The sequence below is a fragment of the Mumia spirodelae genome (genome assembly GCF_050632745.1).
Classification (GTDB): Bacteria; Actinomycetota; Actinomycetes; order Propionibacteriales; family Nocardioidaceae; genus Mumia.
The window spans coordinates 227,194-251,204 of the sequence record NZ_JBODSD010000001.1 but is presented as its reverse complement, the minus strand read 5'-3'; the positions used below and the strand labels follow the sequence as shown (position 1 = coordinate 251,204).

Below are 24,011 nucleotides of genomic sequence, written 5' to 3'. Positions count from 1 at the left end.
GACGCACCGATGAGTCGCACCGACAGCCGACGGACGGCCGAGGTCATCCCGCTGGAGCGGGACGGTCTCACCGTCGTCGAGAAGCCGCGCCGCAGCAAGCGCGCTCTGCTGCTGTCGAGCGCGATGCGCGTGACCGTCAAGCCCGCGTTGTCGCTCTGGTCGTACGCACCGGGTGCGCCGTGGCCGACCGGACTCCTCGAGAGCGTCGCCGGGCTCCTGCCCGACCCGCCCCACACGAGCGTCGACCACGTCCGGCTCCCGCACTGCGACGCGGAGCTGATCCGGGCCGACAAGGCCGACCACGCCGACAGCCACGCGGTCCTCTACCTCCATGGAGGCGCGTTCCTCGTCGGTGGGCTCAACACGCACCGTGGCCTCGCCGCGCGCCTGTCCGCCACCAGCGGCTGCGCGGTGCTCAACGTCGGCTACCGCATGATGCCGAAGCACCCGGTCAGCCAGGCCGTCGAGGACGGGCTCTCCGGCTACCAGTGGCTCCTCGACCAGGGCTACGCCCCCGAGCGCATCGTGATCGCCGGCGACTCCGCCGGCGGCTACCTCGCGTTCGCCGTGACGCTCGCGATCCTCGAGGCCGGCTTGGAGCGTCCCGCGGGTCTTGCCGCGATGTCTCCGTTGACCGACCTCGATCCCGACCGCAAGCTCGACCAGCCGGGTCGCCCCTCCTGCGCGCTGTTCCCCCGGTCGGCGTGGCGGGGCTTCCTCCGGCTCGTCGAGATGGTCGAGAACGACCTGCTCGGCGACCACCTCGAGCCGGCCTCGTCGCTGGTCGATGCCGACCTGCGCGGACTCCCCCGGACGCTGATCCAGGTGGGCTCCGACGAGCTCGTCCTCCCCGACGCCGAGCTCATGGCGATCCGTCTCGCCCGCTCGGACGTCGAGGTCGAGCTGCAGATCTGGGAGAAGCAGGTGCACGTCTTCCAGGTCGCGGTCGGCATCGTCCCCGAGGCTCGCGAGGCCACCCGTGAGGTCGGGGCCTTCGTCCGGTCAGCGAGCGAGCAGGCCGTCGGGGCCTGCGCGACGCCGCGGCGACGGCGCCGCGCTCGCACCGCCCGCCGCTGAGTCTCGTCAGACGTCTGACGACGCCGTCCCGTCGGTCGTACCGCTCCCGTCGGGGGCGGCGCCGCTGCCATCGGGCAGGCTCCCGGATCCGTCCGGCATCGTGCCGTTGCTCTGCCCGTTGTCCTGGGACCCGTTGTCCTGGGACCCGTCGCCCTGAGGTCCGCCGTTGCCGGGGAAGCCGCCCCCGCCCGGGAAGCCTCCGTTGTTGCCCATGCCCGGGCGGCCGCCCATGCCGGGGCCGCCCTGACCGCCGTCGTCGGCTGTCGCGCTCCCGAGGGCCATGCCTCCGAGGAAGCCGAAGCCGCACAACGCCACACCGGCGACCGCAGCGCCGATACGGGTCCTGCTGTCCAGGGAGCGCCATCCCGCGGACTTCGGCGCAGGGGCCTGCGTCGGGGCCGTCCAGGTCTCGGCGGCCGGGGCGGCGTAGGGCTGCTGGGCGTACGGCTGGGGCGGCTGCTGGGCCGTCGGCTGCTCCCCGTACGGCTGCGACGATCCCTCCTGCGGCATGCCCTGCTCGGGCTGACGGGGGTTCTGGTCGTTCATGGTTCTCCTTCGTCGTGAGGTGTCAGACCGGGCTGTTCGTCAGCCCTGGCCGGTGGTGAGGTCGTAGATCGTGGTGCCGTCGACGGTCTGGGCCGTGAAGTTCTCGGTCACCCACGTCTCGATCTCGGAGTTGCTGCCGCCGCCACGGCCGGTGCCGGCGACGTAGTAGTGGATCTCGCCGTCGGCGACCCACTCCTGGAACTGCTCCAGCGTCGGGAAGGCGTCGGTCCCGTTGAACCCGCCGATCGCGAGCACCGGTTCGCCCGAGGCGAGCTGCAGCGGTGCCGCACCGTTCGCCGTCTGCGCCGCGGCGGCCCAGCGGTAGTCGCCTCCCTGGAGGAGCTGGACGAGCTCGTCGCTGACGCTCGAGGTCCCGCCGCCTCCGAGGAAGCTGGTGCCGCCCCCGCCCGGACCGCCGAAGCCGCCACCACCCCCGCCCGGTCCACCGCCGCTCGACGGACCGGCCGACACGATCGACCCGGTGTGCGCGCTCCCGATGGTCTCCACGGCCGAGGCCGTCGGCGCCGCGAGCGCGGCCACCCCGATGAGGACCGCGGTCGCGACCGCGAGCCGGCGTACCCAGTTCCGGGCGAGCGTCAGCTCGGGACCGATCAGCAGGAGGGCGCCCGCGGCCACCGCGGCCGCCACGACGACCCACCGCAGCCACGGGAGGAACGTCGGCGTCTCAGCGAGGAGGCGCCACTGCCAGAATCCGGTGAGGACCACCGCGCCGGCCAGGACCGCGCGCGGCACCAGCTCCGTACGGCGCCGCCACAGGAGCACCGTCCCGGCACCGACGAGCGCCGCGATGGCCGGCGCGAGCGCGACCGTGTAGTAGCTGTGGATGATCCCCTGCATGAAGCTGAAGGTCAGTCCGGTGACGAGCAGCCAGCCGCCCCAGATGATGGCGAAGGCGCGGATCTTGTCGGTCCGTGCCGCCTTCCAGGTGACGGCGAGCAGCGCGACGAGCGCCACCAGCGCGGCCGGGAGCAGCCAGCTCGCCTCGGTCTGCATCTCCGAGCTGAAGAGCCGTCCGATCCCCGGGGTGCCCCACATGCCGCCGCCCTGACCACCGCCACCGCCGACGGATCCGGTCTCGTTGCCGTTGAGGCGACCGAGGCCGTTGTAGCCGAGGGCGAGCTCGAGGATGCTGTTGTTCGTCGAGCCGCCGATGTACGGGCGCGAGGCCGCCGGCCACAGCTCGGCGACCAGCACCCACCACCCGGCGCCGACGATCACCGAGGCGCCGGCGGCGAGGAGGTGGAGCAGGCGGGTACGCAGCCGCGCGGAGCCGGCGATGCCGTACGCGAGGGCGAGGCCGGGCAGCACCAGGAACGCCTGGAGCATCTTCGCGAGGAACGCGAACCCGATGAGGAGTCCGGCCAGCACCAGCCAGCGCAGCGCCTTCTTGGAGTCGATCGCCCGGGTCACGGCCCACGCGGCGGCGACCATCAGGAAGACCAGCAGCGCGTCGGGGTTGTTGAAGCGGAACATCAGCGCCGCGATCGGCGTCGTCGCCAGCACCGCGCCGGCGATCAGCGCCGCCGACGAGCCGAACCAGCGCTTCACCGCGGCGTACAGGACGCCGACGCTCGCGACGCCGAGCAGCGCCTGCGGGAGCAGCATGCTGAACGAGCTGAACCCGAGCACCCGCGCCGAGAGCCCCATCAGCCACAGCGACGCGGGGGTCTTGTCGACGGTGATGCCGTTCGAGGCGTCGAGCGCACCGAAGAACCAGGCCTTCCAGCTGTCGGAGCCGGCCTGCACCGCCATCGCGTAGTACTCGTTGGCGTAGCCGTTGATCGACAGGTTCCAGCAGTACGCCACCGCGGTGCCGGCGAGCAGGAGGACGAGGAGCGTGCGGTCACGTGTCCACCACCGGCGCAGACGCGAGGCGCGGGTCGCAGTGCCGTCCACCTCCTCGTACGTCGTCGGTCCCGGCTGGGAGGACGCCTCTCGTACGACGGTGCTCATGCGATGCTCCTCTCGTCCGCCGTGGCGGCGGATCGGCCCGGACCTGCCGGGACGGGGACTGGTTCGGGGTGGAGGTCGGAGGGCGCGGCCGTCGCGCGGCGCTCGCCGGCCCGGAAGACCCAGCGGTCCAGCAGCACGAACCGCAGCACCGTCGCCAGCACGTTGGCGAGCGTGAGCACGCCGACCTCCATGAGCGGCGAGTGCCCGCGGTCCGCGGTCAGCGCGAGCGCCGATGCGGTCAGGGCCCACCCGCAGCCGAACGCGACGAGCCCTTGGACGTGGTGGCGCGCGAGGCCGCCGACTCCGACGACCTGGTAGGTGAAGCGGCGGTTGAGGGCCGTGTTGCCCACCGCCGTGGTGATGAGCGCGAACACGTTCGCGACCTGCGCCGAGGTGACCTCGCGGGCCAGCAGGAAGAGGAGCGCGTACGCGATCGTGCTGGCCACGCCGACCAGGGCGAACCGGATCATCCGGATCCCGACCGGCATGGCGACCGGGGAGCGACCGAACGACCGGCGTACCGGCTCGAGGTCGAGCGCTCCGGTCGTCAGCCCGCGTGCCATCCGTGCGACGCCCTTGAGGTCGTCGCGGACGGTCGAGGCGATCGCGACCCGGCTGTCGGGGTCGTCGACCCAGTCGACGGGCACCTCCGCGATGCGCAGGCCCGCCCGCTCGGCGAGCACGAGCAGCTCGGTGTCGAAGAACCAGCCCGTGTCCTCGACGTACGGGAGCAACGCCTGGGCGACGTCGGTGCGCACGGCCTTGAAGCCGCACTGCGCGTCGCTGAAGCGTGCCCCGAGAACCGTCCGCAGCAGCAGGTTGTAGCCCCGTGAGAGGACCTCGCGCTTCGCTCCGCGGACGACCCGGGCGTCCCGGCGCAGCCGCGTGCCGATCGCCACGTCGGAGTGCCCCGACAGCAGCGGGGCGACCAGCGGCATGAGGGCGCCGAGGTCCGTCGAGAGGTCGACGTCCATGTATGCGACGACCGTCACGCTGCTGTGCGACCAGACCGTCGCGAGAGCCCGACCGCGACCACGCGCGGCGATCCGTACGAGGTCCACCCCGTGCAGCGTCGCCGCGAGTTCGGCGGCCACCTCCGCCGTACCGTCGGTGCTGCCGTTGTCGGCGATGACCACACGGCTGGGGTACGGGACCTCGACGTCGAGGAAGGTGCGCAGTCTGCGGACGCTCCGCTCGAGGACGTGGGCCTCGTCGAGCACCGGGACGACGACGTCGATCACGGGAGGTGTCGGGTTCATGTCTTCGACGATCCCGCCGGGACTTCACGATCCCCTGCGCTCAGCCTGGGAGGTTCCTGTGAGCCGGCATCCGCTGGTCGAGTGGTCCCCGGGCCGCCGGTCGAGTAGTCCGAGCCCCTAGGCGAGGACATATCGAGACCCCGCCCCGGGCCTCGATACGGACTCCGCTAGCGCTCCGCCCTACTCGACCACCAGACAGCCCTCCCAGCTGGTCGAGTAGTCCGAGCCCCTAGGCGAGGACGTATCGAGACCCCGCCCCGGGTCTCGATACGGGCTCCGCTAACGCTCCGCCCTACTCGACCACCAGACAGCCGCCACCGCTGGTCGAGTAGTCCGAGCCCCTAGGCGAGGACGTATCGAGACCCCGCCCCGGGTCTCGATACGGGCTCCGCTAACGCTCCGCCCTACTCGACCACCAGACAGGCGTCTGCCCGAATCGACCACCGGAGCGGCGGTCCGCCCTACTCGACCGGCTGGGCCGCGAGCGGGATCCGCACGGTGAAGGTCGCGCCCTCCCCCGGAGCGGTGTCCAGCGAGACCGTGCCGCCGTGCCCGGCGACGAGCGCGGACACGATCGCGAGCCCGAGACCGGACCCGCCGTCCTCCCTGCTGCGGGACTCGTCGGCGCGGTAGAAGCGCTCGAACGCGTGCGCCGCCTCCTCCTCGTCGAGGCCGGGACCGGTGTCGGCCACCGTCAGCACGCCGTCCTCTCCGTCGACCCGCACGTCCAGCCGCAGCTCGGCGTCGGGCGGCGTGTGCACGAGGGCGTTGCTGACGAGGTTGGCGACGACCTGGCGCAGACGCGTCTCGTCGCCCTCGACGACGACCGGCGCGCCGGACCCCGGCGCGACCACGAGCCGCTCGGGCTGCACCGCGCGCGCGTCGACCGCCGCGTCCTGGGCGAGCTCGCGCAGGTCCACGGGGTCCTGGCGCAGCGGCCGCTCCTGGTCGAGCCGGGCGAGCAGGAGCAGGTCCTCGACGAGCACGCCCATCCGGTCGGCCTCCCGCCGGATCCGCCCCATGAAGCGGTCGATGGTCGACCGGTCGGCGGCGGCGCCCTGGCCGTACAGCTCGGCGAAGCCGCGGATCGACGTGAGCGGGGTACGCAGCTCGTGGCTGGCGTCGGCGACGAAACGACGCATGCGCCGCTCGGACTCCTCGGCGCGCCGCGCCTCCTCCTCGCGGCTGCGGACGGCGTCCTCGATGTGCCCGAGCATGGTGTCCAGCGACGCCGAGAGCGCGCCGACCTCCGTCCGGGGGTCGAGCCCGGTGTCCACGCGCGCAGTGAGGTCGCCCGCCGCGATCGCCTCGGCCGTGGTCTCGACCTCGACGAGCGGCCGCAGGCTGCGCCGGACGACCCAGGAGCTGACCGCCGCGAGCGCGAGCAGCACCACCGCGGCGATCGCCAGCTCGATCCACCGCAGCTGCGTCAGCGTCGCCTCGACGTCGTCGAGCGCCATCGCGACGGCGACGTAGCCGCCGTCTTGAGCCTCCTCGTACAGGACGCGCCACTCCCGGTCGCTCCCCTGCGACGCGACGGTGATCGGCTCGCCGACCGTGACGTCGGCAGGGTCGGGGAGGTCCGGGTAGTCGTCGGCGCTGAGACGGGGGTCGGCGATGGCGTTCGCCGACCCCCCGGCGTCCCACCGCGCGATGAAGAACTGCGAGGGCAGGTTGCGGCCGGGGCTCGCCTGCGGGGGCCGGTTGCCGAAGCCGGGGAGGTCGGCCATCCGCCGGGCCTCTCCCGTCAGCTGCTGGTCGACCCGGTCGGTGAGCGAGCGCTCGAGGACCACGTTGGTCGCGAGGGCGCTCACCACAAGGGCGAGCAGCACCATCGCGACCACCACGACGACCAGCTGGACGCGCAGCGGCTGGTCGCGCCACCGGCGCGTGAGCCCCGCTGCGCGCTCGCGCGCCGACGCTGCGTTCATCGTGGTCGCCGCAGGACGTATCCCACGCCGCGCACGGTGTGGATGAGCCGCGGGTCGGTCGTGTCGAGCTTGCGGCGCAGGTACGAGACGTAGGTCTCGACCACGTTGCCGTCACCGCCGAAGTCGTAGTTCCACACGTGGTCGAGGATCTGCTGCTTGCTCAGCACCCGCCCGGGGTTGAGGAGGAGATAGCGCAGGAGCTTGAACTCCGTCGGCGACAGGTCGACCAGCCTGCCGGCCTTGCGCACCTCGTGGCTGTCGGTGTCCATCTCGAGGTCGGCCATCCGCAGGACGGAGTCCGACGTCTGACGTCGGCGCGTACGGCGCAGCACCGCGTGGACCCGCGCGACGAGCTCGTCGAGGCTGAACGGCTTGGACAGGTAGTCGTCGCCCCCAGCGGTCAGGCCGTTGACGCGGTCCGCGGGGGTGTCTCGCGCGGTGAGGAAGATGACGGGCACCTCGCGGCGGTCCGCGCGCAGCCGCTTGACGACCTCGAACCCGTCGACGTGCGGCATCATCACGTCGAGCACCACGAGGTCGATCGTGGGGTCGGCGGCGGCGATGTCGAGGGCCTGCTGCCCGTCGGTCGCGGTCTCCACCTCGAAGCCGGCGAAGCGCAGGCTCGACGCGAGCAGGTCGAGGATGCTCGCGTCGTCGTCGACGACGAGCAGCCGGGCGGGGGTCTCGTGAGCAGCCATCGCACAGAAGTCTCACCCGAGAGCCTTCGACCCGCCTGGGGAGTTCCTGTGAGGTTCCTGTGAGCCAGCGGTCGGTAGGGATCAGGGACCAACCCTTAGAATTGCCCTGAGGCGAAGGAGGCGGGTCGGATGGGATTCATCGTGAGCATCATCGGATTCCTGGTGATCGGCCTGGTTGCAGGGTTCCTGGCCCGTGCGATCGTCCCCGGCAAGGACTCCATGTCTCTGCTGCAGACCCTCCTTCTGGGAGTGGTGGGCTCGGTCGTCTTCGGCGTGATCCTGGGCCTCATCCCGTTCTGGGACCGTGACAAGGGTCTCGGTCCGGCGGGGTGGGTCGGCTCGATCATCGGCGCCGTGCTGACCCTCATGGTCTACAACCGCGTCGCGAAGAAGAGCCCGGCGAGCTGATCTCGACCTGATGCTCGTCGCCCTGCTGGTCCACCTGGTCGCCGCAGCGGTGGCCCCTGCCCTCGTCCAGCGCCTCGACCGGTACGCGTTCCCGGTCCTCGCGCTCGCTCCCGGCGGGACGTTCGTCTGGCTCCTCCTCCAAGGCAACCAGGTCGCCGGACCCGATCCGACCACGCTCACCGAGACGTACGAGTGGATCCCCACGATCGGGCTCGAGATCGGCCTGCGGCTCGACACGCTCAGCTGGACGCTCGCGCTCCTGGTGACCGGGGTCGGAGCCCTCGTCCTGCTCTACTGCACCTGGTACTTCAAGGCGTACGACCCCGCGCTCTGGCGCTTCTCCGGCGCGTTCACGGCCTTCGCCGGCTCGATGCTCGGTCTCGTGCTGTCGCGCGACGTGCTCCTGCTCTACGTGTTCTGGGAGCTGACGACCGTCTTCTCCTACATCCTCGTCGGCCACAACCCCGAACGCGTGGCCAACCGTCGTGCGGCGATGACGGCGCTGATCGTCACGACGTTCGGTGGCCTGGCGATGCTCGTCGGCTTCATCATGCTCGGCGAGAGCGCCGGCTCGTACCGCATCGACGCGATCATGGAGCTCGCCCCGACGGGCGCGGCCACGACGGCGGCGATCGGGCTCGTGCTGGTCGGGGCGCTGAGCAAGTCGGCGCTCGTCCCCTTCCACTTCTGGCTCCCCGGGGCGATGGCCGCGCCGACACCGGTGAGCGCCTACCTGCACGCGGCCGCGATGGTGAAGGCGGGCGTCTTCCTCGTCGCGGTGATGGCGCCGACGTTCGCCGAGGTGTCGCTGTGGCGTCCGACGCTGCTGGTCCTCGGGGTCGCGACGATGATCGTCGGGGGCGTCCGCGCGCTCGGGCAGCACGACGTCAAGCTGCTGCTGGCCTACGGGACGGTGAGCCAGCTCGGCTTCCTCGTCGCCGTCGTCGGGCTCGGCACCCGCGCCGCCGCCCTCGCCGGCATCGCGATGATCGTCGCGCACGCACTGTTCAAGGCGGCGCTCTTCATGGTCGTCGGCATCGTCGACCACTCGGCTCACACCCGTGACCTCCGCAAGCTGTCGCGCCTGCGTCCCGCGATGCCGTGGCTCTTCGGCTTCACGGTGCTCGCGGCGGCGTCGATGGCGGGCATCCCGCCGATGCTGGGCTTCGTCGCCAAGGAGTCGGTGTACGCGGCGTTCGTCGACGTGGTCGCGAACGGCGACGGCACCGGCATCGGTCCGGTCGCCGGCTCCGTCGTCCTGGGCGGCCTCGTCGTCGGCTCGCTGCTGACCATGGCCTACACGCTGCGCTTCGTCTGGGGCATCTTCGGCGACAAGCCCGGGGTCGAGCAGCCGGCCGACCTGGTCCGGGTCTCGGTGGGCTTCGCGACGCCGACCGCGGTGCTCGCCGTGGCGTCCCTCGTCCTCGCCTTCTTCGGGCACGGCCTCACCGAGCTCTGGTCCGGCTACGACCACCAGTTCCCGCCGGGCGCGCACCACGCCGAGCTCGCGCTCTGGCACGGGGTCACGCCCGCCCTCGGGCTGTCGGCGCTCGCGGTGCTCGGCGGCATCGGCCTGTTCGCGTGGCAGCAGCGCGCGAGCCTCGTCCCGACCGCACCGTGGATGCCGTCGGCCGAGCGGTCGTACGAGGCCATCATGCGCAGCACCGACCGCCTGGCGGTCGAGGTCACCGGTCGTACGCAGCGTGGTTCGCTGCCGTTCTACCTCGGGTCGATCCTCGTCGTGGTCCTGCTGGTCCCCGGCAGCCAGCTCCTGCTCAACCGCACGTGGACCGAGGACCTCGTCTGGTTCGACTCGGCCGCGCAGGCGGTCGTCGCCGTGCTGATGGCGACCGCGGCCGTGCTCACCGTCCGCTCGCGGCGCCGGCTCAAGGCCGTCCTCCTCGCGGGCGTCTCCGGCTACTGCACCGCGATGCTGTTCCTGCTCCACGGCGCACCCGACCTCGCCCTCACCCAGGTGCTGGTCGAGACGGTGACGCTGGTGATCTTCGTCCTGGTCCTGCGCCGGATGGCTCCCTACTTCTCCGACCGCCCCCTCACCCGCGCCCGCTGGATCCGGGTCGCCATCGGCGCGGCGTCGGGCATCTTCGCCTCCGGCATCGCGCTCGCCGCGGCCGGCGTGCGGATCGGGGCGCCGGTGTCGGTCGCGTTCCCGGAGGAGGCGGTCACCTACGGCGGCGGCCACAACATCGTCAACGTCACCCTCGTCGACATCCGTGCCTGGGACACCATGGGCGAGCTGTCGGTCCTCGTCGTGGCCGCGACCGGCGTCGCCTCGCTGATCTTCCTCATCACCGGACGCGGCGGGGTCCAGAGCCCGGCCAACCCGCTGCCGTCGCACGAGGGCACGGGCCGCTGGCTGCGGGCGGGCAGGACGCTGTCGGCCGAGCGCCGCTCGATCATCTTCGAGATCGTCACGCGGCTGGTCTTCCACACGATCATCCTGTTCTCGGTGTGGCTGGTCTTCGCGGGGCACAACGGCCCGGGCGGCGGCTTCGCGGGTGGCCTGATGGCGGGACTCGCGCTCATGGTCCGCTACCTCGCGGGCGGCCGGTACGAGCTCGACGAGGCGGCCCCGGTCGATGCCGGCCGCGTCCTCGGCCTCGGTCTCGCGACGGCGACGGGCGCCGCACTGGCCCCGCTCGCCTTCGGGGGCCAGGTGCTGCAGAGCGCGATCGTCAAGTTCCACGTCTTCGCCATCGGCGACATCAAGCTGGTCACGTCGCTGTTCTTCGACGTCGGCGTCTACCTGGTCGTCGTCGGGCTGATGCTCGACGTCCTGCGCAGCCTCGGCGGCGGCATCGACGCCGACGCGGAGGACGAGCTGCCCGACCTGCCCGGCTCGTACACCGACGACAGCTCCACCCCGATGACGGGAGGAGTGCGATGACCGTCAACCTGGCGCTGATCGTCGTCATCGGCGTGACCTTCGCCTGCGGCGTCACCCTGCTGCTGGAGCGCAGCCTCACGCGGATCGTCGTCGGCACGCTGCTGGTCGGCAACGCCGTCAACCTGATCTTCATCGTCGCCTCGGGCGCACCCGGCCGCGCGCCGATCGTGGACGAGAGCGACCCGTCGCCGATGAGCGACCCGCTCCCGCAGGCGATGGTGCTGACGGCGATCGTGATCACGCTGGGCGTCGCGGCGTTCCTGCTCGCGATGGCGTACCGGTCGTGGCAGCTGCAGGGCCACGACGAGGTCCAGGACGACATGGAGGACCGCCTGATCATGCGGCTCGCGGAGCTCGACGAGGCGTCGCAGTCGTACGAGGAAGGCGGCGGGTCTCCCGACGAGGAAGGCACCGACACCGAGGAGGTCGAGCGATGACCGCCGACTCCGCGATGTCGTTCCTCATCCCGCTCCCCGTGGTGCTCGCCCTCCTGGGCGCTGGCGTCTGCCTCGCGCTCGGGCAGAACGCCCGCGCCCAGCGGGTGATCAGCTTCGTCGTGCTCACCGCCATCGTCGGCATCGCGGCCACGCTGTTGTGGGCGGCCGACCGCGACGGCCCGCAGGTCGTGTACGTCGGGGGCTGGCCGGCGCGGATGGGCATCGTGCTCGTGGCCGACCGCCTGTCGGCCCTGCTGCTGCTGGTCTCGGCCATCGTGACCCTGTCGGTCCTGGTGTACTCCGTCGGACAGGGGATCATCGAGTTCGGCCGCGACACCCCGCTGTCGGTCTTCTACCCGACGTTCCTGGTGCTCGTCGCCGGCGTCTCCAACGCGTTCCTCTCCGGCGACCTCTTCAACCTCTACGTCGGATTCGAGGTCCTGCTCGCGGCGAGCTACGTGCTCATCACCCTCGGCGGCACCGGACCCCGGGTGCGCGCGGGCACGACGTACGTCGTCGTCTCCGTGCTGTCCTCGATGGTGTTCCTCATCGCCATCGCGGGCGTGTACGCCGCCACCGGCACGGTCAACATGGCCGACCTCGCGGTCAAGCTCCAGCAGGTTCCGGAGGGCGTCCGGATCGTGCTGCAGCTGATGCTGCTCACCGCGTTCGCGATCAAGGCGGCGGTGTTCCCGCTGTCGGCGTGGCTGCCCGACTCCTACCCGACCGCACCTGCTCCGGTGACGGCGGTGTTCGCGGGCCTGCTCACCAAGGTCGGCGTGTACGCCATCATGCGCGTGCAGACCCTGCTCTTCCCCGACAGCCCGCTCTCGGACCTGCTGCTGTGGGCGGCGCTGCTCACGATGCTCATCGGCATCCTCGGCGCGGTCGCGCAGTCGGACATCAAACGTATGCTCTCGTTCACCCTGGTCAGCCACATCGGCTACATGGTGTTCGGGGTCGCGATCGCGTCCGACCTCGGCCTCGCCGGCGCCATCTTCTACATCGTCCACCACATCACGATCCAGACGACGCTGTTCCTCGTGACCGGCCTCATCGAGATCCGCGGCGGCTCGACGTCGCTGGAGCACCTCGGCGGTCTGGCGAAGGCCGCGCCGGTGCTCGCGCTGATGTTCTTCCTGCCGGCGATGAACCTCTCCGGCATCCCGCCGTTCTCGGGGTTCCTCGGCAAGGTCGCGCTGGTCCAGGCCGGGGTCGACCGTGCCGGCTGGCTCGCCTACCTCGTCGTCGCCGCCTCGATCGTGACGAGCCTCCTCACCCTGTACGCCGTGGCGAAGACGTGGAACCGCGCGTTCTGGCGGCCGCGCACCGAGGAGCCGGACGAGATCAGCGAGTGGATCCCGAGCAGCGGCACGAAGTCCGGCGAGCCGTGGGGCGACACGGTCGCGGCCACCTCCGTACGCTCCCTCCCGCGCGCCATGGTCACGCCGACGCTCACGCTGGTCGCGCTGGGGACGGCGCTGACGCTGGTCGCCGGACCGTTGTTCGGGATCACCGAGCGGGCCGCGGCCGAGCTGCGGGACCGCACGCCGTACATCGAGAACGTGCTCGAGGACGGCACCATGCCCGGGGAGTCAGCGGCGGCGGAGGTGGGCCCGTGAGTCCTGAGACGTCGCGACGTACCCAGGCCCGCCGCGCGCTCGAGTGGCCGGTCCTCGTCTGGCTGACCCTGGTGTGGGTGCTGCTCTGGGGCGAGTTCACCGTCGGCAACATCCTGGCGGGCATCGTCGTCTCGGTGGCGATCATCCACGTGTTCCCGCTGCCGCCGATCGACTTCACGGGGCGGGTGCACCCGTGGCGGCTGGCCGTCCTCGTCTACGCGTTCTTCCGCGACCTCGTGCTGTCCAGCATCCAGGTCGCGGGGATCGTCCTGCGCTTCGGCTACCAGCCGGTGAACTCCGTCATCGTCGTGCCGATGCGCACCCGCAGCGACCTCGCGCTGATGCTCACCTCCGAGATCGTCTCCCTGGTGCCCGGCAGCCTCCTCATCGAGGTGTCCCGGGAGGACTGGACGATCCAGATCCACGTGATCGAGACCCGTGACGTCGGCGACGTCGAGGCCGCGCGGCAGCGGGTGTGGGCCGAGGAGGAGCGGGTCGTCCGAGCGCTGGGCAACGCCGAGGAGATCGCCCGCATCGAGCAGCCGCCCCCGCCGCTGCCGCCGAGCGCACGCCGGACCGAGCCCGGAGGAGGGTCCGCATGACCTGGATGACCGTGGTGGCCTGGATCGCGGGCGGCATGCTCGGGATCGCGGCGCTGCTGTGCGTGGTCCGCGCCGCGCTCGGGCCGTCAATGCCCAACCGTGCTGTCGCGATCGACGTGCTGGTGGCGGTGCTCGTGGGCGGGCTCGGCGTCGAGGCGGCGTACAACCGCCACACCGACACCCTCCCGATCCTCGTCGTCCTGTCGCTCGTCGGGATGGTCGGCTCGGTGAGCATCGCGCGCTTCGCGACCGGTGACGAGCCTGACGAGTCGGACGAGGCCGAACGCTCCGACGGGCGCGGCGGCTTCGCTGGCGGGGCGGAGGGATCGGGATGAGCCTCGACCTCGTACGCGACCTCGCGTCGGCGTTCTGCCTGCTCGTCGGCGGGTTCCTCGCGCTGATCGCCGCGATCGGCATCATCAGGTTCAACAACCTGTTCAGCCGGATGCACGCCGCTACCAAGCCGCAGGTGCTCGGCCTGCTCCTGATCCTGCTCGGCATCGCGCTGCGGATGGAGCACTGGAGCGACCTCGGCCTGCTCGTGCTCGTCGCCGCGTTCCAGCTGCTCACCGCTCCCGTCGCGGCGCACATGCTGGGGCGCGCGGTCTATCGGACCGGCGACCGGGAGGCCGACACGCGTCTGGTGGACGAGCGGCTGTCGGACGAGTAGCCGCCCGACCGAGGCGTTCGTGGCATGCGAACGCTCCGGGCCGATCTGCGCAAGGAGTGGCTGAGGACCCACGGGGGGTCCGGACCGGCAGGCCACGGTGGACGACGCGGACGCAGCGCTCGTACGACGCTCCCGCACCGACCCGCGGTGCTTCGCGGAGCTCGTCGGTTCGTACGGCGTGCGTCTGCACGCATACCTCGCTCGGCCCCGGTCAGTCCCAGGGGTTGACCACGGGCACGCCCAACGGCGCGAAGTCTGCGACGTTGCGGGTGACGACGGTCATGCCGTGGACTCTCGCGGTGGCGGCGATGAAGGCGTCACGCTCGGGCCGAGGGTCCGGCACGTGCATCCGCGCCGTCTCACGCGCAATAGCCATGTCGATCGGGAGGATGCGGGCCTCGAACTCGACCAGCACACGGTCCTCGAACCACCTCCTCAGCGCGCCGCCCTGCCGGGGGTCACGGCGCTCGACACGAGCAACTCCGACTTCGATCTCCAGGATCGTCACGACGCTGAGGAACTGCATGACGTGGGGCACGGACCTGACCCAGGCCTGGACGTTTGCGTCGGCACGTTCGATCGGCTTGCGGAGCTCGCTGAGGACGTTCGTGTCGACGACGAAGCTCACAGCTCGGGAATCTTCGCGTGGAAGTTCATCGGCTGAGGTTCGAACTCGATCTCGGGATCTCTCATCGAGAGCCAGTCGACAAGATCGCGCCGCGGCGCGACCATGCGGTCGTAGTCCTCGATCGTCATCAGCACGTGGGACGGCCGCCCGCGGTCGGTGATGACCACGGGCCCTTCGTCTGCGGCACGTTTCGCTGCGCTGACGTCGCGGTTGAACTCACGCGAGGTCATTGAGGTCATCTCTCACCTCCGAGGTAGGTACGTACCTACCTTAGCCGGGGTTCGACCGCCGGACAACCGCTCAGCCCTCCGCCTGCGCGACGTCGAAGTAGTTGCCCTCCGGGTCGGCCATCGTCACCCACCGGAAGTCCTCCATCGTCTGGGTCGCGACCTGGTCGGCTCCCGCGCTCTCCAGCCGCGCCACCTCGGCGTCGAGGTCCTCGGCGACGAGGTCGAGGTGGACCTTGTTCTTGCCGGGGGTCGGGCGCTCGACCTTCTGGAACGCGAGCTGGTAGGCAGCGCCCGGGACGGCGACGACGACGAACCACCCGTCGTTCTCCTGAACCACCTCGCCGCCCACCTGCTCGGCCCACCACCGGCCGAGTGCGACCGCATCGAGACTGTCGACGGTGATCATGCCCACGGTGAGAGTCATGCCCTTCACGCTATCGGGCCGTGCTGACACCGCGCTCGCTCAAACAGCCCGTGTTGGCGTGCGTGTCTCCTCTCGGAGAGGATCGGCCGGGTGACGAGCGTGCACGGCGACTTCGAGCTGACCTTCGACGAGCTGCGGGTCGTCGCACGCTTCGTGGCGGAGACCGCGGACCCGCTGCTCCCGGTGTTCGAGACCGCCCAGCCCGACGATCCGCGTCCCCGTGCGGCCCTCGACGCCGCCTGGGAGTTCGTCCACGGCGCTGCCAGGACAAGGCTGCAGCGCGTCACGTCGATGGACGCGCACCGGGCTGCGAGCGAGGCGACGACGGAGCCCTCCCGCCTCGCCGCCCAGGCCGCCGGCGACGCCGCCTCCGCCGCGTACCTCCACCCGATCAGCAAGGCCCACCAGGTCGGGCACATCCTCCGTGCCGCTGCGAACGCGGCTCGCATCGCCGAGATCGAGGCCGACGGCGACGAGGATGCTGCGACCGCGGCCGTCGAGCAGGCTCGTGAGCGAGCGACCCCGCTCCTGGTCGAGGTCCTCCGCCGCTACCCACCGCCGCCGCGCGGCACGGGCCGCACCGCCCAGCTCATGAGCGCGCTGGACGCCGCGCTGCGCGCTCAGCGGTGACGCACGGCGCGCTCAACCCGCGGACGCGTCGCTGACGCAGCGGGCGACGTACCGGCCGTCGACGACCTCGACACCGTGGGTCTCGTGCTCGAACCCGGGGAAGCGCTGGTCGAACTCCTCCAGCGCCCGCAGGTACGCGAGGAACGGTCCGTCGTCCGGCCCCGCCGACTCACCGGGCATCACGAGCGGGATGCCTGGCGGGTACGGGACGAGCCCGATGGCCAGCGTCCGTCCGGCGAGCCGGTCGAGCGGCACCGCGTCCACCGTGCCGCGGACCACGTGCGCGTACGCCTGCGCCGGGGTCATCACGGGCTCGGGGTGCGCCCCGAACGCCTCCCGCTGCAGGGCCAGCATCCGCGTCCGTCGGATCGTCGCGTGCTGCTCCTCGGCGAGGTCGCGCAGCCCCATGCCGGCGTAGCGGCGCGGGTCGGAGGCGTACGTCGCCGGCAGCACCAGCTCCAGCGGCCGGTTCGCGTCGAGGTCGCGCTTGAACGACATCAGGGTCGTGACCAGCGAGCCCCACTTGCCTCGGGTCACGCCGATCGAGAACAGCAGCAGGATGGAGTACGACTGCGTCTTCTCGACGACGATCGACGCCTGCTCCTCGAGGTACGCCGACAGGATCGGCGCAGGCACGCCGAAGTCGGCAAGCGTGCCGTCCGGCCGTACGCCGGGGGTGACGACGGTGACCTTGATCGGGTCGAGCATCGCGTAGCGGTCGGGCAGGTCGAACCCGTGCCAGTCCTCGCCCGCGCGCAGCAGCCACGGCTCCGCGGACCCGCACAGCCACTCCTCGTCGGCGTCCTCGAACCGCACCTTCGACCCGTCCGGCTGGGTCACGGTCTCGGGCTGCCACGGCGTCAGCGCCCAGTCGTCCTCCGGGGTCTCGGCGGCGACGCGGGCGAGCGTACGCCGGAACGCCACCGCCTCCTGGATCGAGATCCCCGTCAGCAGCGGCCCGCCGCGGCCCGACATCATCGCCGCGGACACGTCGTTGGACGCGATGATCGAGTAGAGCGGCGAGGTCGAGGCGTGCATCATGTACGCCTCGTTGAAGAGGTCGTGCTCGACCGGGTTCCGGCCGTTGCGCACGTGCAGGTACGACGCCTGGGAGAGCGCCGCGAGCAGCTTGTGCGTCGACTGCGTCGCGAACGTCGTCGGAGCGTCGGGCGCCCGCTCGCCGGTGTGCATCGCGAACCGCTCCGCGTAGATCGGGTGGAACGCGGCGTAGCCGTACCAGGCCTCGTCGAAGTGGAGCCGGTCGATGTGCTCGCCGAGCGTCCGCTCCACCGTCGGCACGTGGTAGAGCAGCCCGTCGTATGTCGAGTTCGTGATCATCGCGATCACCGGTCGGACGCTCGCGTCCTCGACCAGCGGCGAGGCGGCGAGCTTCGCCGCGACCGCGTCGCGGGTGAGCTCGCTCGGCGGGACGGGCCCGATGATGCCGAGGTGGTTGCGCGTCGTCGTGAGGTAGACCGGGACGCCGTGGGTGAGCGTCGCGGCCTGCTCGATCGACTTGTGGGCGTTGCGGTCGAGGACCATCACGTCCCCGGCGACGACGGAGGCCTGGTGCAGGACGCGGTTGGACGTGGAGGTGCCGTTGGTGACGAAGTACGTCATGTCGGCGCCGAAGATCGTCGCCGCCCGCCGCTCGGCCTCGCCGATCGGGCCCGAGTGGTCGAGCAGCGACCCGAGCTCGTGGACCGAGACGGAGAGGTCGGAGCGGAAGGTCTGCTCGCCGAAGAACTCCCAGAACGCCCGTCCCGCCGGGGAGCGCAGGAACGCGGCGCCGCCCTCGTGGCCGGGGGTGTGCCAGGAATACTCGTGCTTGCGGGAGAACGCGACGAGCGCCCCGAACATCGGCGGCAGGACGTCCTGCCGGTAGCGCTCGGCGGCGTTGCGGATCCGGCCGGCGATCCACGAGGGCGTGTCGTCGAGGAGGTAGATGAGCTGGTCGACCTCGCGCAGGACGGAGGTCTCGAGCGCGTCGGCACCGCGTGTCCCTGTCATCACGAACACCGGCAGGTCGCTGTTGCGCGCGCGGACGCCGGCGAGGAAGGTGCTCAGGCGGTTGGGGTCGACGTGCGCCTCGTGGTGGTCGGAGTCGCCGCCCGCGTCCGCGATCACCGCGCAGAGCGACGCGTCGGAGGCGATGCGCAGCACGGCGTCGTCGGGACTGGGCGCGAACTCGGTCCGGACGTCGATCCGCTCGAGCTCCTGCACCACGCGACGAAGCATCTCCTCGTGGGCCGTGCTCGTCTGCGGTCGCTCGTCCACGACCAGGACCTTGAGGGTCCGGGCGGTCATCGATCCCTCAGCCCGCTCGCTCACCGTAGATCCTTTCGCTCCGTTGCGTGTTCGCGGCAAATACTACGTTGCCCGGGTCGCTTCGGGTGCGTCACCGGCGGCGGGTACGTTCGTGTCATGCGGATCGCCACCTGGAACGTCAACTCCATCCGTTCGCGCATCGACCGCGTCGCCGCGTGGCTCGAGCGCAGCGACGTCGACGTGCTGGCGATCCAGGAGACCAAGTGCCGCGACGACCAGTTCCCGGAGCTGCCGCTGCTCGCCGCGGGCTACGAGGTCGCGCACCACGGCCTCTCCCAGTGGAACGGGGTCGCGGTGATCTCGCGCGTCGGCCTCGACGACGTGCAGATCGGGTTCGCCGACATGCCGACCTGGGGCGACCCGGCCGCCGCCGAGGCGCGCGCGATCTCGGCGGTCTGCGGCGGCGTACGCATCTGGTCGCTGTACGTGCCCAACGGCCGCAAGCTCGACGACCCGCACTACCTCTACAAGCTGCAGTGGCTGCAGCAGCTCCGCGACGACGCCGCGGGGTGGCTCGCCGCCGACCCGCAGGCGCAGATCGCGCTGACCGGCGACTGGAACATCGCGCCCCACGACGAGGACGTCTGGGACATGGCCAAGTTCGAGGGCAGCACGCACGTCTCCAAGCTCGAGCGCGAGGCGTTCGCGGCGATCGAGGACGCCGGCTACAGCGACGTCGTCCGCCCGCACGCGCCCGGCCCCGGGACCTACACCTACTGGGACTACACGCAGCTGCGCTTCCCACGCCGCGAGGGCATGCGGATCGACTTCGCGCTGTGCTCCCCGGCCCTGGCCGCTCGCGTCACCGGCGCGTCCATCGACCGCGAGGAGCGCAAGGGCAAGGGCGCCTCGGACCACGCTCCGGTCGTCGTCGACATCGCCTGACCCACCGCCGTACGGGTCGGCGTCAGTCGCCGTACAGGAAGTCCGGACGCTCTCCCTCGTACGGCACGCGCCAGACGTCCTTGCCGGCGAGCGGGCCGATGTCCTCCCACCCTGCTGACGTCAGCAGCGCGTCCTCCCGCGCATCGGGGAAGGTGCGCGGGTCGATGGCGTAGCGATACGTCGGTCGGTCCTCACGACGGTGGAGCACCATCCGGATCGCGCTCAGCCAGACGAGCCGCTCCGCGACCCAGCCCCGCTTCGCCTGCGCCTCGAGCCACTCCTCGATCAGCTCGGGCTCTCGCATCCGGTAGGGGATGAACCAGTACGCGCGCGTGTCGCCGCTCATGCGCCTATCGTCCCCGAACGCGGCGGAAGCGCCTCGTCGAGACGTACGCCGGTGGCTCGCGAGCGCACCGACGGTGGCTCGCGGTCAGTCCTGGAGGTAGGCGAGCACGGCGAGCACACGGCGGTTGTCGTCCTCGGAGACCGGCAGGTCGAGCTTGGCGAAGATCGAGTTGGTGTGCTTCGCGATCGCCTTCTCCGTGACGAAGAGCCGTGCCGCGATCGCCGCGTTCGACCGCCCCTCCGCCATCAGCCCCAGCACCTCCCGCTCACGGTCGGTGAGCCGGTCGACCGGACGGTTCGCCGCTGCCTTCGACAGCAGCACCGACACCACCTCCGGGTCGAGGACCGTGCCGCCGGCCGCCACCTGGCGCACCGCGTCGACGAACCTCTCGACGTCGGCGACCCGGTCCTTCAGCAGGTAGCCCACCGCGCCCTCGCCCGACGACAGCAGCTCGCGCGCGTAGAGCTGCTCGACGTACTGCGAGAGCACGAGCACCGGCAGCCCCGGTCGCGCGGCACGGGCCTCGATCGCGGTGCGGAGTCCCTCGTCGGTGAAGGTGGGCGGCATCCGCACGTCCACGACCGCGACGTCGACGTCGACCTCGCGCAACGCCTTGGCCAGCGACGGGGCGTTGTCGACCGCCGCCACCACCGTGAAGTCGTTCGCCTCGAGGAGGCGCGTCAGCCCGTCCCGGAGGAGGGCGAGGTCTTCGGCGATGACAACGCGCACGGCAGCTCCATGGTCACGACGGTCGGTCCCCCTGCGGGACTCTCGACCACCATCGTGCCGTCGAAGGCGGCCAGTCGGCGAGCGACCCCCGCAAGACCGGTGCCGTCGGCGGGATCCGCGCCGCCGTCGCCGTTGTCCGCGACGACGGCACGCAGGCGCTCGCCGTCGTACGCCAGGTCCACCGACGCCGCGCTCGCGTGCGCGTGCTTGACGACGTTCGCGAGCGCCTCCGCGACCGCGAAGTACATCGCCGACTCCACCGGCTCCGGAGCGCGACCGGGGACGACCGCGGTGAAGGACGTCGGCACCGCAAGGTCGAGCGCGAGGGCCTGCGCGGCGCCCACGAGACCGCGGTCGGCGAGCACCGGCGGGTGGATCCCCCGCACGACCGACCGCAGGTCCCCCAGCGCCGACGTCGTGGTCGCGCGTGCCTCCTCGATGAGCCGCGCAGCCGCCTCCGGGTCCGTCCGCATGAGCTGCTCGGCGAGCCCGAGGCTCATCCCCAGGGACACGAGCCGCGCCTGGGCGCCGTCGTGGAGGTCGCGCTCGATGCGGCGCAGCTCCGCGGCGGAGTGGTCGATGGTCTCGGTCCGCGACGCCGACACCTCGGCGAGGCGCTTCTCGAGCTCGGCGCGCGTCGGGGACAGCAGCGCCAGGTCCAGCCGTGCCCGCAGCCGGCTCACCGGCGGCGTCAGGAACCACCAGACCAGCAGGCACACCGCAGCCGCCACCCACATCGAGAACGACGACGCCTGGTCGTCGACCTGGACGATCCACCAGCTCATGTCGAACACGCCGTCGGGAGTGACCGCGTAGATGAAGGGGAAGATGAGGTACCAGACGACCCCGAGCAGCAGGACGATCGGGATCCACGACAAGAACCAGCCGATCGTCACCGACACGTACGCCCAGCCGAGGTCGCGCCACCGCGCCGGGTCGCGGGCCCAGTCGCTGACGACGACCTTCACGCCGGTCGACTCACGGTCGTGGTAGGGGCTGAGCACCGTCGTGCGGAGCACCTGGCTGGCGAAGTAGCGGTGCACGTTCGCCAGCTGCCGCAGGAACGGCACGAACGCCGCCAGCACGGCGAGCCCGATGCCGAGCACGCCGAGCGGGATCGCCACGGTGACGACGACCAGGGTCACGAGCGTCGGGATCCCCAGGACCAGGTACACCAGCGCGAGCCCGGTCAGCCCGAACCGCGACGTCCGTCGTCCGGGGACGTACGGCTCGGGTGCCGCCGTGGGCAAGGTCATCGTCACTCCTGCGTCCGCTGTCGTGCTCATGCTCCCACTCTGCGTCGCCACGACGCCGCGGACAGTGGGCCTAGCACCACCTTGGTTCGGGACCTCGCACCCGTGATCGGGGACGCGCGAGCCGGAAGTGTCGGGAACGTCGCTAACCGCACTCGAACCGAGAGGTCACCATGACTACCACCGCAGCACCTCCGCGCAGCGGGGCCACCCGTCCCGTACGCCGCTCGCCGGTCGTGCGCGTCGCCCGTTGGAGCGCGACGCACCCGTGGCGAGCACTCACCCTCTGGCTCACGCTCGTCGTCGGCGCGATGGCGCTCATGGCCGTGGTGCCCACCCAGTCGATGTCCGACGACGACTACGGCGTCGGCGAGTCCGGTCAGGCCGCCGAGATGATCCGCGACGCCGGTCTCGGGCAGGCGCCGAGCGAGGTCGTGCTCGTCACCGCCGACGGCCTCGCACTCGACCGCGCCGCGGCCAGCGGGGCGTACGAGGCGCTGCGGGCCGGCGCCGAAGGGATCGCGCACGTCGACGCGGTCGGTGCACCGGTGTGGTCCGAGGACGGCTCGGCGATGCTCGTGCCGATCACCTTGGAGAAGGGCGTCGACGACCTCGACGCCACGGTCGAGGCGTTGCAGGACTCCACAGCCGAGGTGGCGGACGCGAACCCGCAGCTCGACGTCGCTCAGACCGGCGGCGAGTCGATCGGCACGCAGGTCGACGAGCGGGTCGGTGAGGACCTCGGCTCGGGCGAGTCACGCAGCCTGCCGATCACGTTCCTCATCATGATCGTCGCGTTCGGCGCGCTGATCGCGGCCGTGATCCCGGTGGCGCTGGCGTTCTCCTGCGTGCTGACCGCGATGGGCCTGTACGCGGTCGTGTCCGCGCTCGTGCCCGACTCGGGGACGGTGGCGAGCGTGATCCTCATGATCGGCATGGCGGTCGGCGTCGACTACTCGCTGTTCTACCTCAAGCGTGAGCGGGAGGAGCGTCGCAAGGGTGCCACCACGATCGACGCCATCGAGATCGCCGCAGCGACGTCCGGACGTGCCGTGGTCGTGGCCGGCCTCGCGGTCATCGTCGCGATGTCGGGTCTGCTGCTGACCCGCGACGCCGTCTTCGTCGGTCTCGCCGTCGGCGCGATGCTCGTGGTCGCCGTCGCGATGGTCGGCTCGGTGACCGTCCTGCCGGCGCTGCTCGCGAAGCTCGGCCGCTGGGTCGACCGGCCGCGCGTCCCGGGACTGTGGCGGCTCAACCGCCGGATCGGCACCGGCGGCATCAGCAAGCGGCTGATCAGCCCCGTGCTGGCGCACCCCAAGACGTCGCTCGCACTCTCCCTCGGCGTCCTGGTGGCCCTGTCCGCGCCGGCGCTCGGCATGACGCTGCACCAGGGGACGATCGACACGCTGCCGCAGGACCTCCCCGCGGTCTCGACGTTCCAGGAGGTCCAGAAGCACTTCCCGGAGGAGCGCCCGACGATCGAGGTCGTCGCCCGCACAGACTCCGACGGCGACTCGGCCGCAGCGACCCGCGCACTCGAGGCGCTCGGCACGCAGGCCCGGTCCGACGGACTGGCCGCCGCCGCGAACCCGGTGGAGGTGTCCGACGACGGACGGACCTCCGTCCTGCGACTGACCGCCGTCGGCAACGAGGGCGACGCGGGCAACGAGGACGCGGTCGCCGAGCTGCGCGACACCGCGGTCTCGGACGCACTCGACGCGGTCGACGGCGTCACCTGGGCGGTCGGCGGCGACGTCGCCGAGACGATGGACGCGCAGGACGCCCAGCGCGACGCCCTGCCGCTCGTCGTCGGGTTCGTGCTGCTGCTGACGCTCGTGATGATGGCCGTCGTGTTCCGCAGCGGCACGGTCGCGCTGCTGACGACCGGGCTCAACCTCCTGTCGGTCGGCGCGGCGTTCGGCGTGATGACGCTGGTCTTCCAGAACACCTGGGCCGAGGGGCTGCTGGACTTCACCTCACCCGGGTTCCTGGTCGACTGGGTGCCGTTGTTCTGCTTCGTCGTGCTCGTCGGACTCTCGATGGACTACCACGTGTTCGTGATGAGCAGGGTCCGTGAGGGGATGCGACGCGGGCTGTCGACGCGGCTCGCGGTCGAGTACGGCGTCCGCGAGACGGCGAGCGTGGTCACGAGCGCCGCAGCGGTGATGGTCTCGGTGTTCGCCGTGTTCGCCACGCTGTCGATGCTCGAGATGAAGCAGATGGGCATCGGGCTCTCGGTCGCGATCCTGGTCGACGCCACGATCGTGCGGCTGGTCCTGCTGCCGGCGGCACTGCTCGTGCTCGACAAGCGACTGGGCCGGCTGCGCGAGCCGGACCGTCGGGAGGTGGTCGCCGCCGCCTGACGGGCGACGGGACGAGACATCCGGTCCACCTTCGGGACCGGATGTCTCGTCGTTCCGCCTGGT

General features: G+C 71.4%; 23 protein-coding genes. 11 read left to right on the top strand and 12 right to left on the bottom strand.

Annotated elements, in window-relative coordinates:
• Positions 1-9 precede the first annotated feature (9 nt).
• On the top strand, positions 10-1,077 hold the full coding sequence (locus ACQSSQ_RS01300; protein WP_431325221.1) for an alpha/beta hydrolase: 1,068 nt from the start codon (positions 10-12) through the stop codon (positions 1,075-1,077).
• Positions 1,078-1,083: 6 nt separating this feature from the next.
• Here the strand turns inward: ACQSSQ_RS01300 and ACQSSQ_RS01295 are convergent, their stop codons facing one another.
• The 5 genes from ACQSSQ_RS01295 to ACQSSQ_RS01275 all read right to left on the bottom strand — a co-directional run bounded on the left by ACQSSQ_RS01295 (position 1,084) and on the right by ACQSSQ_RS01275 (position 7,485).
• Positions 1,084-1,623, bottom strand: a complete 540-nt coding sequence (locus tag ACQSSQ_RS01295) for a hypothetical protein (protein WP_431325220.1) — start codon at positions 1,621-1,623, stop codon at positions 1,084-1,086.
• A 39-nt stretch (positions 1,624-1,662) separates the two neighbouring features.
• The gene (locus tag ACQSSQ_RS01290; RefSeq protein ID WP_431325219.1) at positions 1,663-3,597 is read right to left on the bottom strand and encodes a glycosyltransferase family 39 protein; all 1,935 of its coding nucleotides are present in this window, start codon (positions 3,595-3,597) and stop codon (positions 1,663-1,665) included.
• On the bottom strand, positions 3,594-4,856 hold the full coding sequence (locus ACQSSQ_RS01285; protein ID WP_431325218.1) for a bifunctional glycosyltransferase family 2/GtrA family protein: 1,263 nt from the start codon (positions 4,854-4,856) through the stop codon (positions 3,594-3,596). Before ACQSSQ_RS01285 ends, ACQSSQ_RS01290 begins: the two co-directional genes overlap by 4 nt.
• 461 nt (positions 4,857-5,317) lie before the next feature.
• Positions 5,318-6,787, bottom strand: coding sequence for a HAMP domain-containing sensor histidine kinase (locus ACQSSQ_RS01280; protein ID WP_431325217.1), 1,470 nt, complete (start codon positions 6,785-6,787; stop codon positions 5,318-5,320).
• Positions 6,784-7,485, bottom strand: a complete 702-nt coding sequence (locus ACQSSQ_RS01275; RefSeq protein WP_431325216.1) for a response regulator transcription factor — start codon at positions 7,483-7,485, stop codon at positions 6,784-6,786. Before ACQSSQ_RS01275 ends, ACQSSQ_RS01280 begins: the two co-directional genes overlap by 4 nt.
• A gap of 141 nt (positions 7,486-7,626) precedes the next feature.
• Here ACQSSQ_RS01275 and ACQSSQ_RS01270 point away from each other — a divergent pair, with 141 nt between their 5' ends.
• Genes ACQSSQ_RS01270 through mnhG form a run of 7 tightly spaced genes read left to right on the top strand, consistent with a single transcriptional unit; the run spans position 7,627 to position 14,132 of the window.
• Positions 7,627-7,893, top strand: a complete 267-nt coding sequence (locus ACQSSQ_RS01270) for a GlsB/YeaQ/YmgE family stress response membrane protein (RefSeq protein ID WP_431325215.1) — start codon at positions 7,627-7,629, stop codon at positions 7,891-7,893.
• A gap of 10 nt (positions 7,894-7,903) precedes the next feature.
• Complete coding sequence (locus ACQSSQ_RS01265; RefSeq protein ID WP_431325214.1) at positions 7,904-10,801, top strand: Na+/H+ antiporter subunit A; 2,898 nt, start codon at positions 7,904-7,906, stop codon at positions 10,799-10,801.
• Positions 10,798-11,238, top strand: a complete 441-nt coding sequence (locus tag ACQSSQ_RS01260; RefSeq protein ID WP_431325213.1) for a Na(+)/H(+) antiporter subunit C — start codon at positions 10,798-10,800, stop codon at positions 11,236-11,238. The genes ACQSSQ_RS01265 and ACQSSQ_RS01260 overlap by 4 nt, the downstream gene beginning before the upstream one ends.
• Positions 11,235-12,860, top strand: a complete 1,626-nt coding sequence (locus tag ACQSSQ_RS01255) for a Na+/H+ antiporter subunit D (RefSeq protein WP_431325212.1) — start codon at positions 11,235-11,237, stop codon at positions 12,858-12,860. Before ACQSSQ_RS01260 ends, ACQSSQ_RS01255 begins: the two co-directional genes overlap by 4 nt.
• Entirely contained in the window at positions 12,857-13,462 is a 606-nt protein-coding gene (locus tag ACQSSQ_RS01250) for a Na+/H+ antiporter subunit E (protein WP_431325211.1), read from the top strand. The genes ACQSSQ_RS01255 and ACQSSQ_RS01250 overlap by 4 nt, the downstream gene beginning before the upstream one ends.
• Entirely contained in the window at positions 13,459-13,797 is a 339-nt protein-coding gene (locus ACQSSQ_RS01245) for a monovalent cation/H+ antiporter complex subunit F (protein ID WP_431325210.1), read from the top strand. Before ACQSSQ_RS01250 ends, ACQSSQ_RS01245 begins: the two co-directional genes overlap by 4 nt.
• Positions 13,794-14,132, top strand: coding sequence for a monovalent cation/H(+) antiporter subunit G (mnhG, locus tag ACQSSQ_RS01240; RefSeq protein WP_431325209.1), 339 nt, complete (start codon positions 13,794-13,796; stop codon positions 14,130-14,132). The genes ACQSSQ_RS01245 and mnhG overlap by 4 nt, the downstream gene beginning before the upstream one ends.
• Positions 14,133-14,343: 211 nt before the next feature.
• Here mnhG and ACQSSQ_RS01235 read toward each other — a convergent pair whose 3' ends face one another.
• The 3 genes from ACQSSQ_RS01235 to ACQSSQ_RS01225 all read right to left on the bottom strand — a co-directional run bounded on the left by ACQSSQ_RS01235 (position 14,344) and on the right by ACQSSQ_RS01225 (position 15,414).
• A complete protein-coding gene (locus ACQSSQ_RS01235) occupies positions 14,344-14,760 on the bottom strand; it encodes a type II toxin-antitoxin system VapC family toxin (RefSeq protein ID WP_431325208.1) in 417 nt (138 codons plus the stop codon).
• Entirely contained in the window at positions 14,757-14,990 is a 234-nt protein-coding gene (locus tag ACQSSQ_RS01230) for a type II toxin-antitoxin system prevent-host-death family antitoxin (RefSeq protein ID WP_431326758.1), read from the bottom strand. The genes ACQSSQ_RS01235 and ACQSSQ_RS01230 overlap by 4 nt, the downstream gene beginning before the upstream one ends.
• A gap of 70 nt (positions 14,991-15,060) precedes the next feature.
• A complete protein-coding gene (locus ACQSSQ_RS01225; RefSeq protein ID WP_431325207.1) occupies positions 15,061-15,414 on the bottom strand; it encodes a VOC family protein in 354 nt (117 codons plus the stop codon).
• Between the two features lie 90 nt (positions 15,415-15,504).
• On the opposite strand from ACQSSQ_RS01225, the gene ACQSSQ_RS01220 reads away from it, so the two are divergent.
• Positions 15,505-16,044, top strand: a complete 540-nt coding sequence (locus tag ACQSSQ_RS01220) for a putative immunity protein (protein ID WP_431325206.1) — start codon at positions 15,505-15,507, stop codon at positions 16,042-16,044.
• A 12-nt stretch (positions 16,045-16,056) separates the two neighbouring features.
• Here the strand turns inward: ACQSSQ_RS01220 and ACQSSQ_RS01215 are convergent, their stop codons facing one another.
• The gene (locus ACQSSQ_RS01215; RefSeq protein WP_431325205.1) at positions 16,057-18,375 is read right to left on the bottom strand and encodes an Orn/Lys/Arg family decarboxylase; all 2,319 of its coding nucleotides are present in this window, start codon (positions 18,373-18,375) and stop codon (positions 16,057-16,059) included.
• Between the two features lie 93 nt (positions 18,376-18,468).
• Between ACQSSQ_RS01215 and ACQSSQ_RS01210 the strand changes: the two genes are divergently transcribed.
• Complete coding sequence (locus tag ACQSSQ_RS01210) at positions 18,469-19,257, top strand: exodeoxyribonuclease III (protein ID WP_431325204.1); 789 nt, start codon at positions 18,469-18,471, stop codon at positions 19,255-19,257.
• A gap of 22 nt (positions 19,258-19,279) precedes the next feature.
• On the opposite strand, the gene ACQSSQ_RS01205 is transcribed toward ACQSSQ_RS01210, so the two are convergent.
• The 3 genes from ACQSSQ_RS01205 to ACQSSQ_RS01195 all read right to left on the bottom strand — a co-directional run bounded on the left by ACQSSQ_RS01205 (position 19,280) and on the right by ACQSSQ_RS01195 (position 21,618).
• Positions 19,280-19,603, bottom strand: a complete 324-nt coding sequence (locus ACQSSQ_RS01205) for a hypothetical protein (RefSeq protein WP_431325203.1) — start codon at positions 19,601-19,603, stop codon at positions 19,280-19,282.
• An 84-nt stretch (positions 19,604-19,687) separates the two neighbouring features.
• The gene (locus ACQSSQ_RS01200) at positions 19,688-20,332 is read right to left on the bottom strand and encodes a response regulator (RefSeq protein WP_431325202.1); all 645 of its coding nucleotides are present in this window, start codon (positions 20,330-20,332) and stop codon (positions 19,688-19,690) included.
• Positions 20,284-21,618 carry a sensor histidine kinase gene (locus ACQSSQ_RS01195; protein WP_431325201.1) on the bottom strand — a complete coding sequence of 445 codons (1,335 nt, stop codon included), beginning with the start codon at positions 21,616-21,618 and terminating at the stop codon, positions 20,284-20,286. The genes ACQSSQ_RS01200 and ACQSSQ_RS01195 overlap by 49 nt, the downstream gene beginning before the upstream one ends.
• A 140-nt stretch (positions 21,619-21,758) precedes the next feature.
• On the opposite strand from ACQSSQ_RS01195, the gene ACQSSQ_RS01190 reads away from it, so the two are divergent.
• Positions 21,759-23,948 carry an MMPL family transporter gene (locus ACQSSQ_RS01190; RefSeq protein ID WP_431325200.1) on the top strand — a complete coding sequence of 730 codons (2,190 nt, stop codon included), beginning with the start codon at positions 21,759-21,761 and terminating at the stop codon, positions 23,946-23,948.
• Positions 23,949-24,011 lie beyond the last annotated feature (63 nt).

Excerpts from the sequence above, each read along its gene's own strand:
- ACQSSQ_RS01300 (WP_431325221.1), top strand. The coding sequence starts at position 10 with ATGAGTCGCACCGACAGCCGACGGACGGCCGAGGTCATCCCGCTGGAG.
- ACQSSQ_RS01295 (WP_431325220.1), bottom strand. The coding sequence starts at position 1,623 with ATGAACGACCAGAACCCCCGTCAGCCCGAGCAGGGCATGCCGCAGGAG.
- ACQSSQ_RS01290 (WP_431325219.1), bottom strand. The coding sequence starts at position 3,597 with ATGAGCACCGTCGTACGAGAGGCGTCCTCCCAGCCGGGACCGACGACG.
- ACQSSQ_RS01285 (WP_431325218.1), bottom strand. The coding sequence starts at position 4,856 with ATGAACCCGACACCTCCCGTGATCGACGTCGTCGTCCCGGTGCTCGAC.
- ACQSSQ_RS01280 (WP_431325217.1), bottom strand. The coding sequence starts at position 6,787 with ATGAACGCAGCGTCGGCGCGCGAGCGCGCAGCGGGGCTCACGCGCCGG.
- ACQSSQ_RS01275 (WP_431325216.1), bottom strand. The coding sequence starts at position 7,485 with ATGGCTGCTCACGAGACCCCCGCCCGGCTGCTCGTCGTCGACGACGAC.
- ACQSSQ_RS01265 (WP_431325214.1), top strand. The coding sequence starts at position 7,904 with ATGCTCGTCGCCCTGCTGGTCCACCTGGTCGCCGCAGCGGTGGCCCCT.
- ACQSSQ_RS01260 (WP_431325213.1), top strand. The coding sequence starts at position 10,798 with ATGACCGTCAACCTGGCGCTGATCGTCGTCATCGGCGTGACCTTCGCC.
- ACQSSQ_RS01255 (WP_431325212.1), top strand. The coding sequence starts at position 11,235 with ATGACCGCCGACTCCGCGATGTCGTTCCTCATCCCGCTCCCCGTGGTG.
- ACQSSQ_RS01245 (WP_431325210.1), top strand. The coding sequence starts at position 13,459 with ATGACCTGGATGACCGTGGTGGCCTGGATCGCGGGCGGCATGCTCGGG.
- mnhG (WP_431325209.1), top strand. The coding sequence starts at position 13,794 with ATGAGCCTCGACCTCGTACGCGACCTCGCGTCGGCGTTCTGCCTGCTC.
- ACQSSQ_RS01230 (WP_431326758.1), bottom strand. The coding sequence starts at position 14,990 with ATGACCTCGCGTGAGTTCAACCGCGACGTCAGCGCAGCGAAACGTGCC.
- ACQSSQ_RS01225 (WP_431325207.1), bottom strand. The coding sequence starts at position 15,414 with ATGACTCTCACCGTGGGCATGATCACCGTCGACAGTCTCGATGCGGTC.
- ACQSSQ_RS01210 (WP_431325204.1), top strand. The coding sequence starts at position 18,469 with ATGCGGATCGCCACCTGGAACGTCAACTCCATCCGTTCGCGCATCGAC.
- ACQSSQ_RS01205 (WP_431325203.1), bottom strand. The coding sequence starts at position 19,603 with ATGAGCGGCGACACGCGCGCGTACTGGTTCATCCCCTACCGGATGCGA.
- ACQSSQ_RS01195 (WP_431325201.1), bottom strand. The coding sequence starts at position 21,618 with ATGAGCACGACAGCGGACGCAGGAGTGACGATGACCTTGCCCACGGCG.
- ACQSSQ_RS01190 (WP_431325200.1), top strand. The coding sequence starts at position 21,759 with ATGACTACCACCGCAGCACCTCCGCGCAGCGGGGCCACCCGTCCCGTA.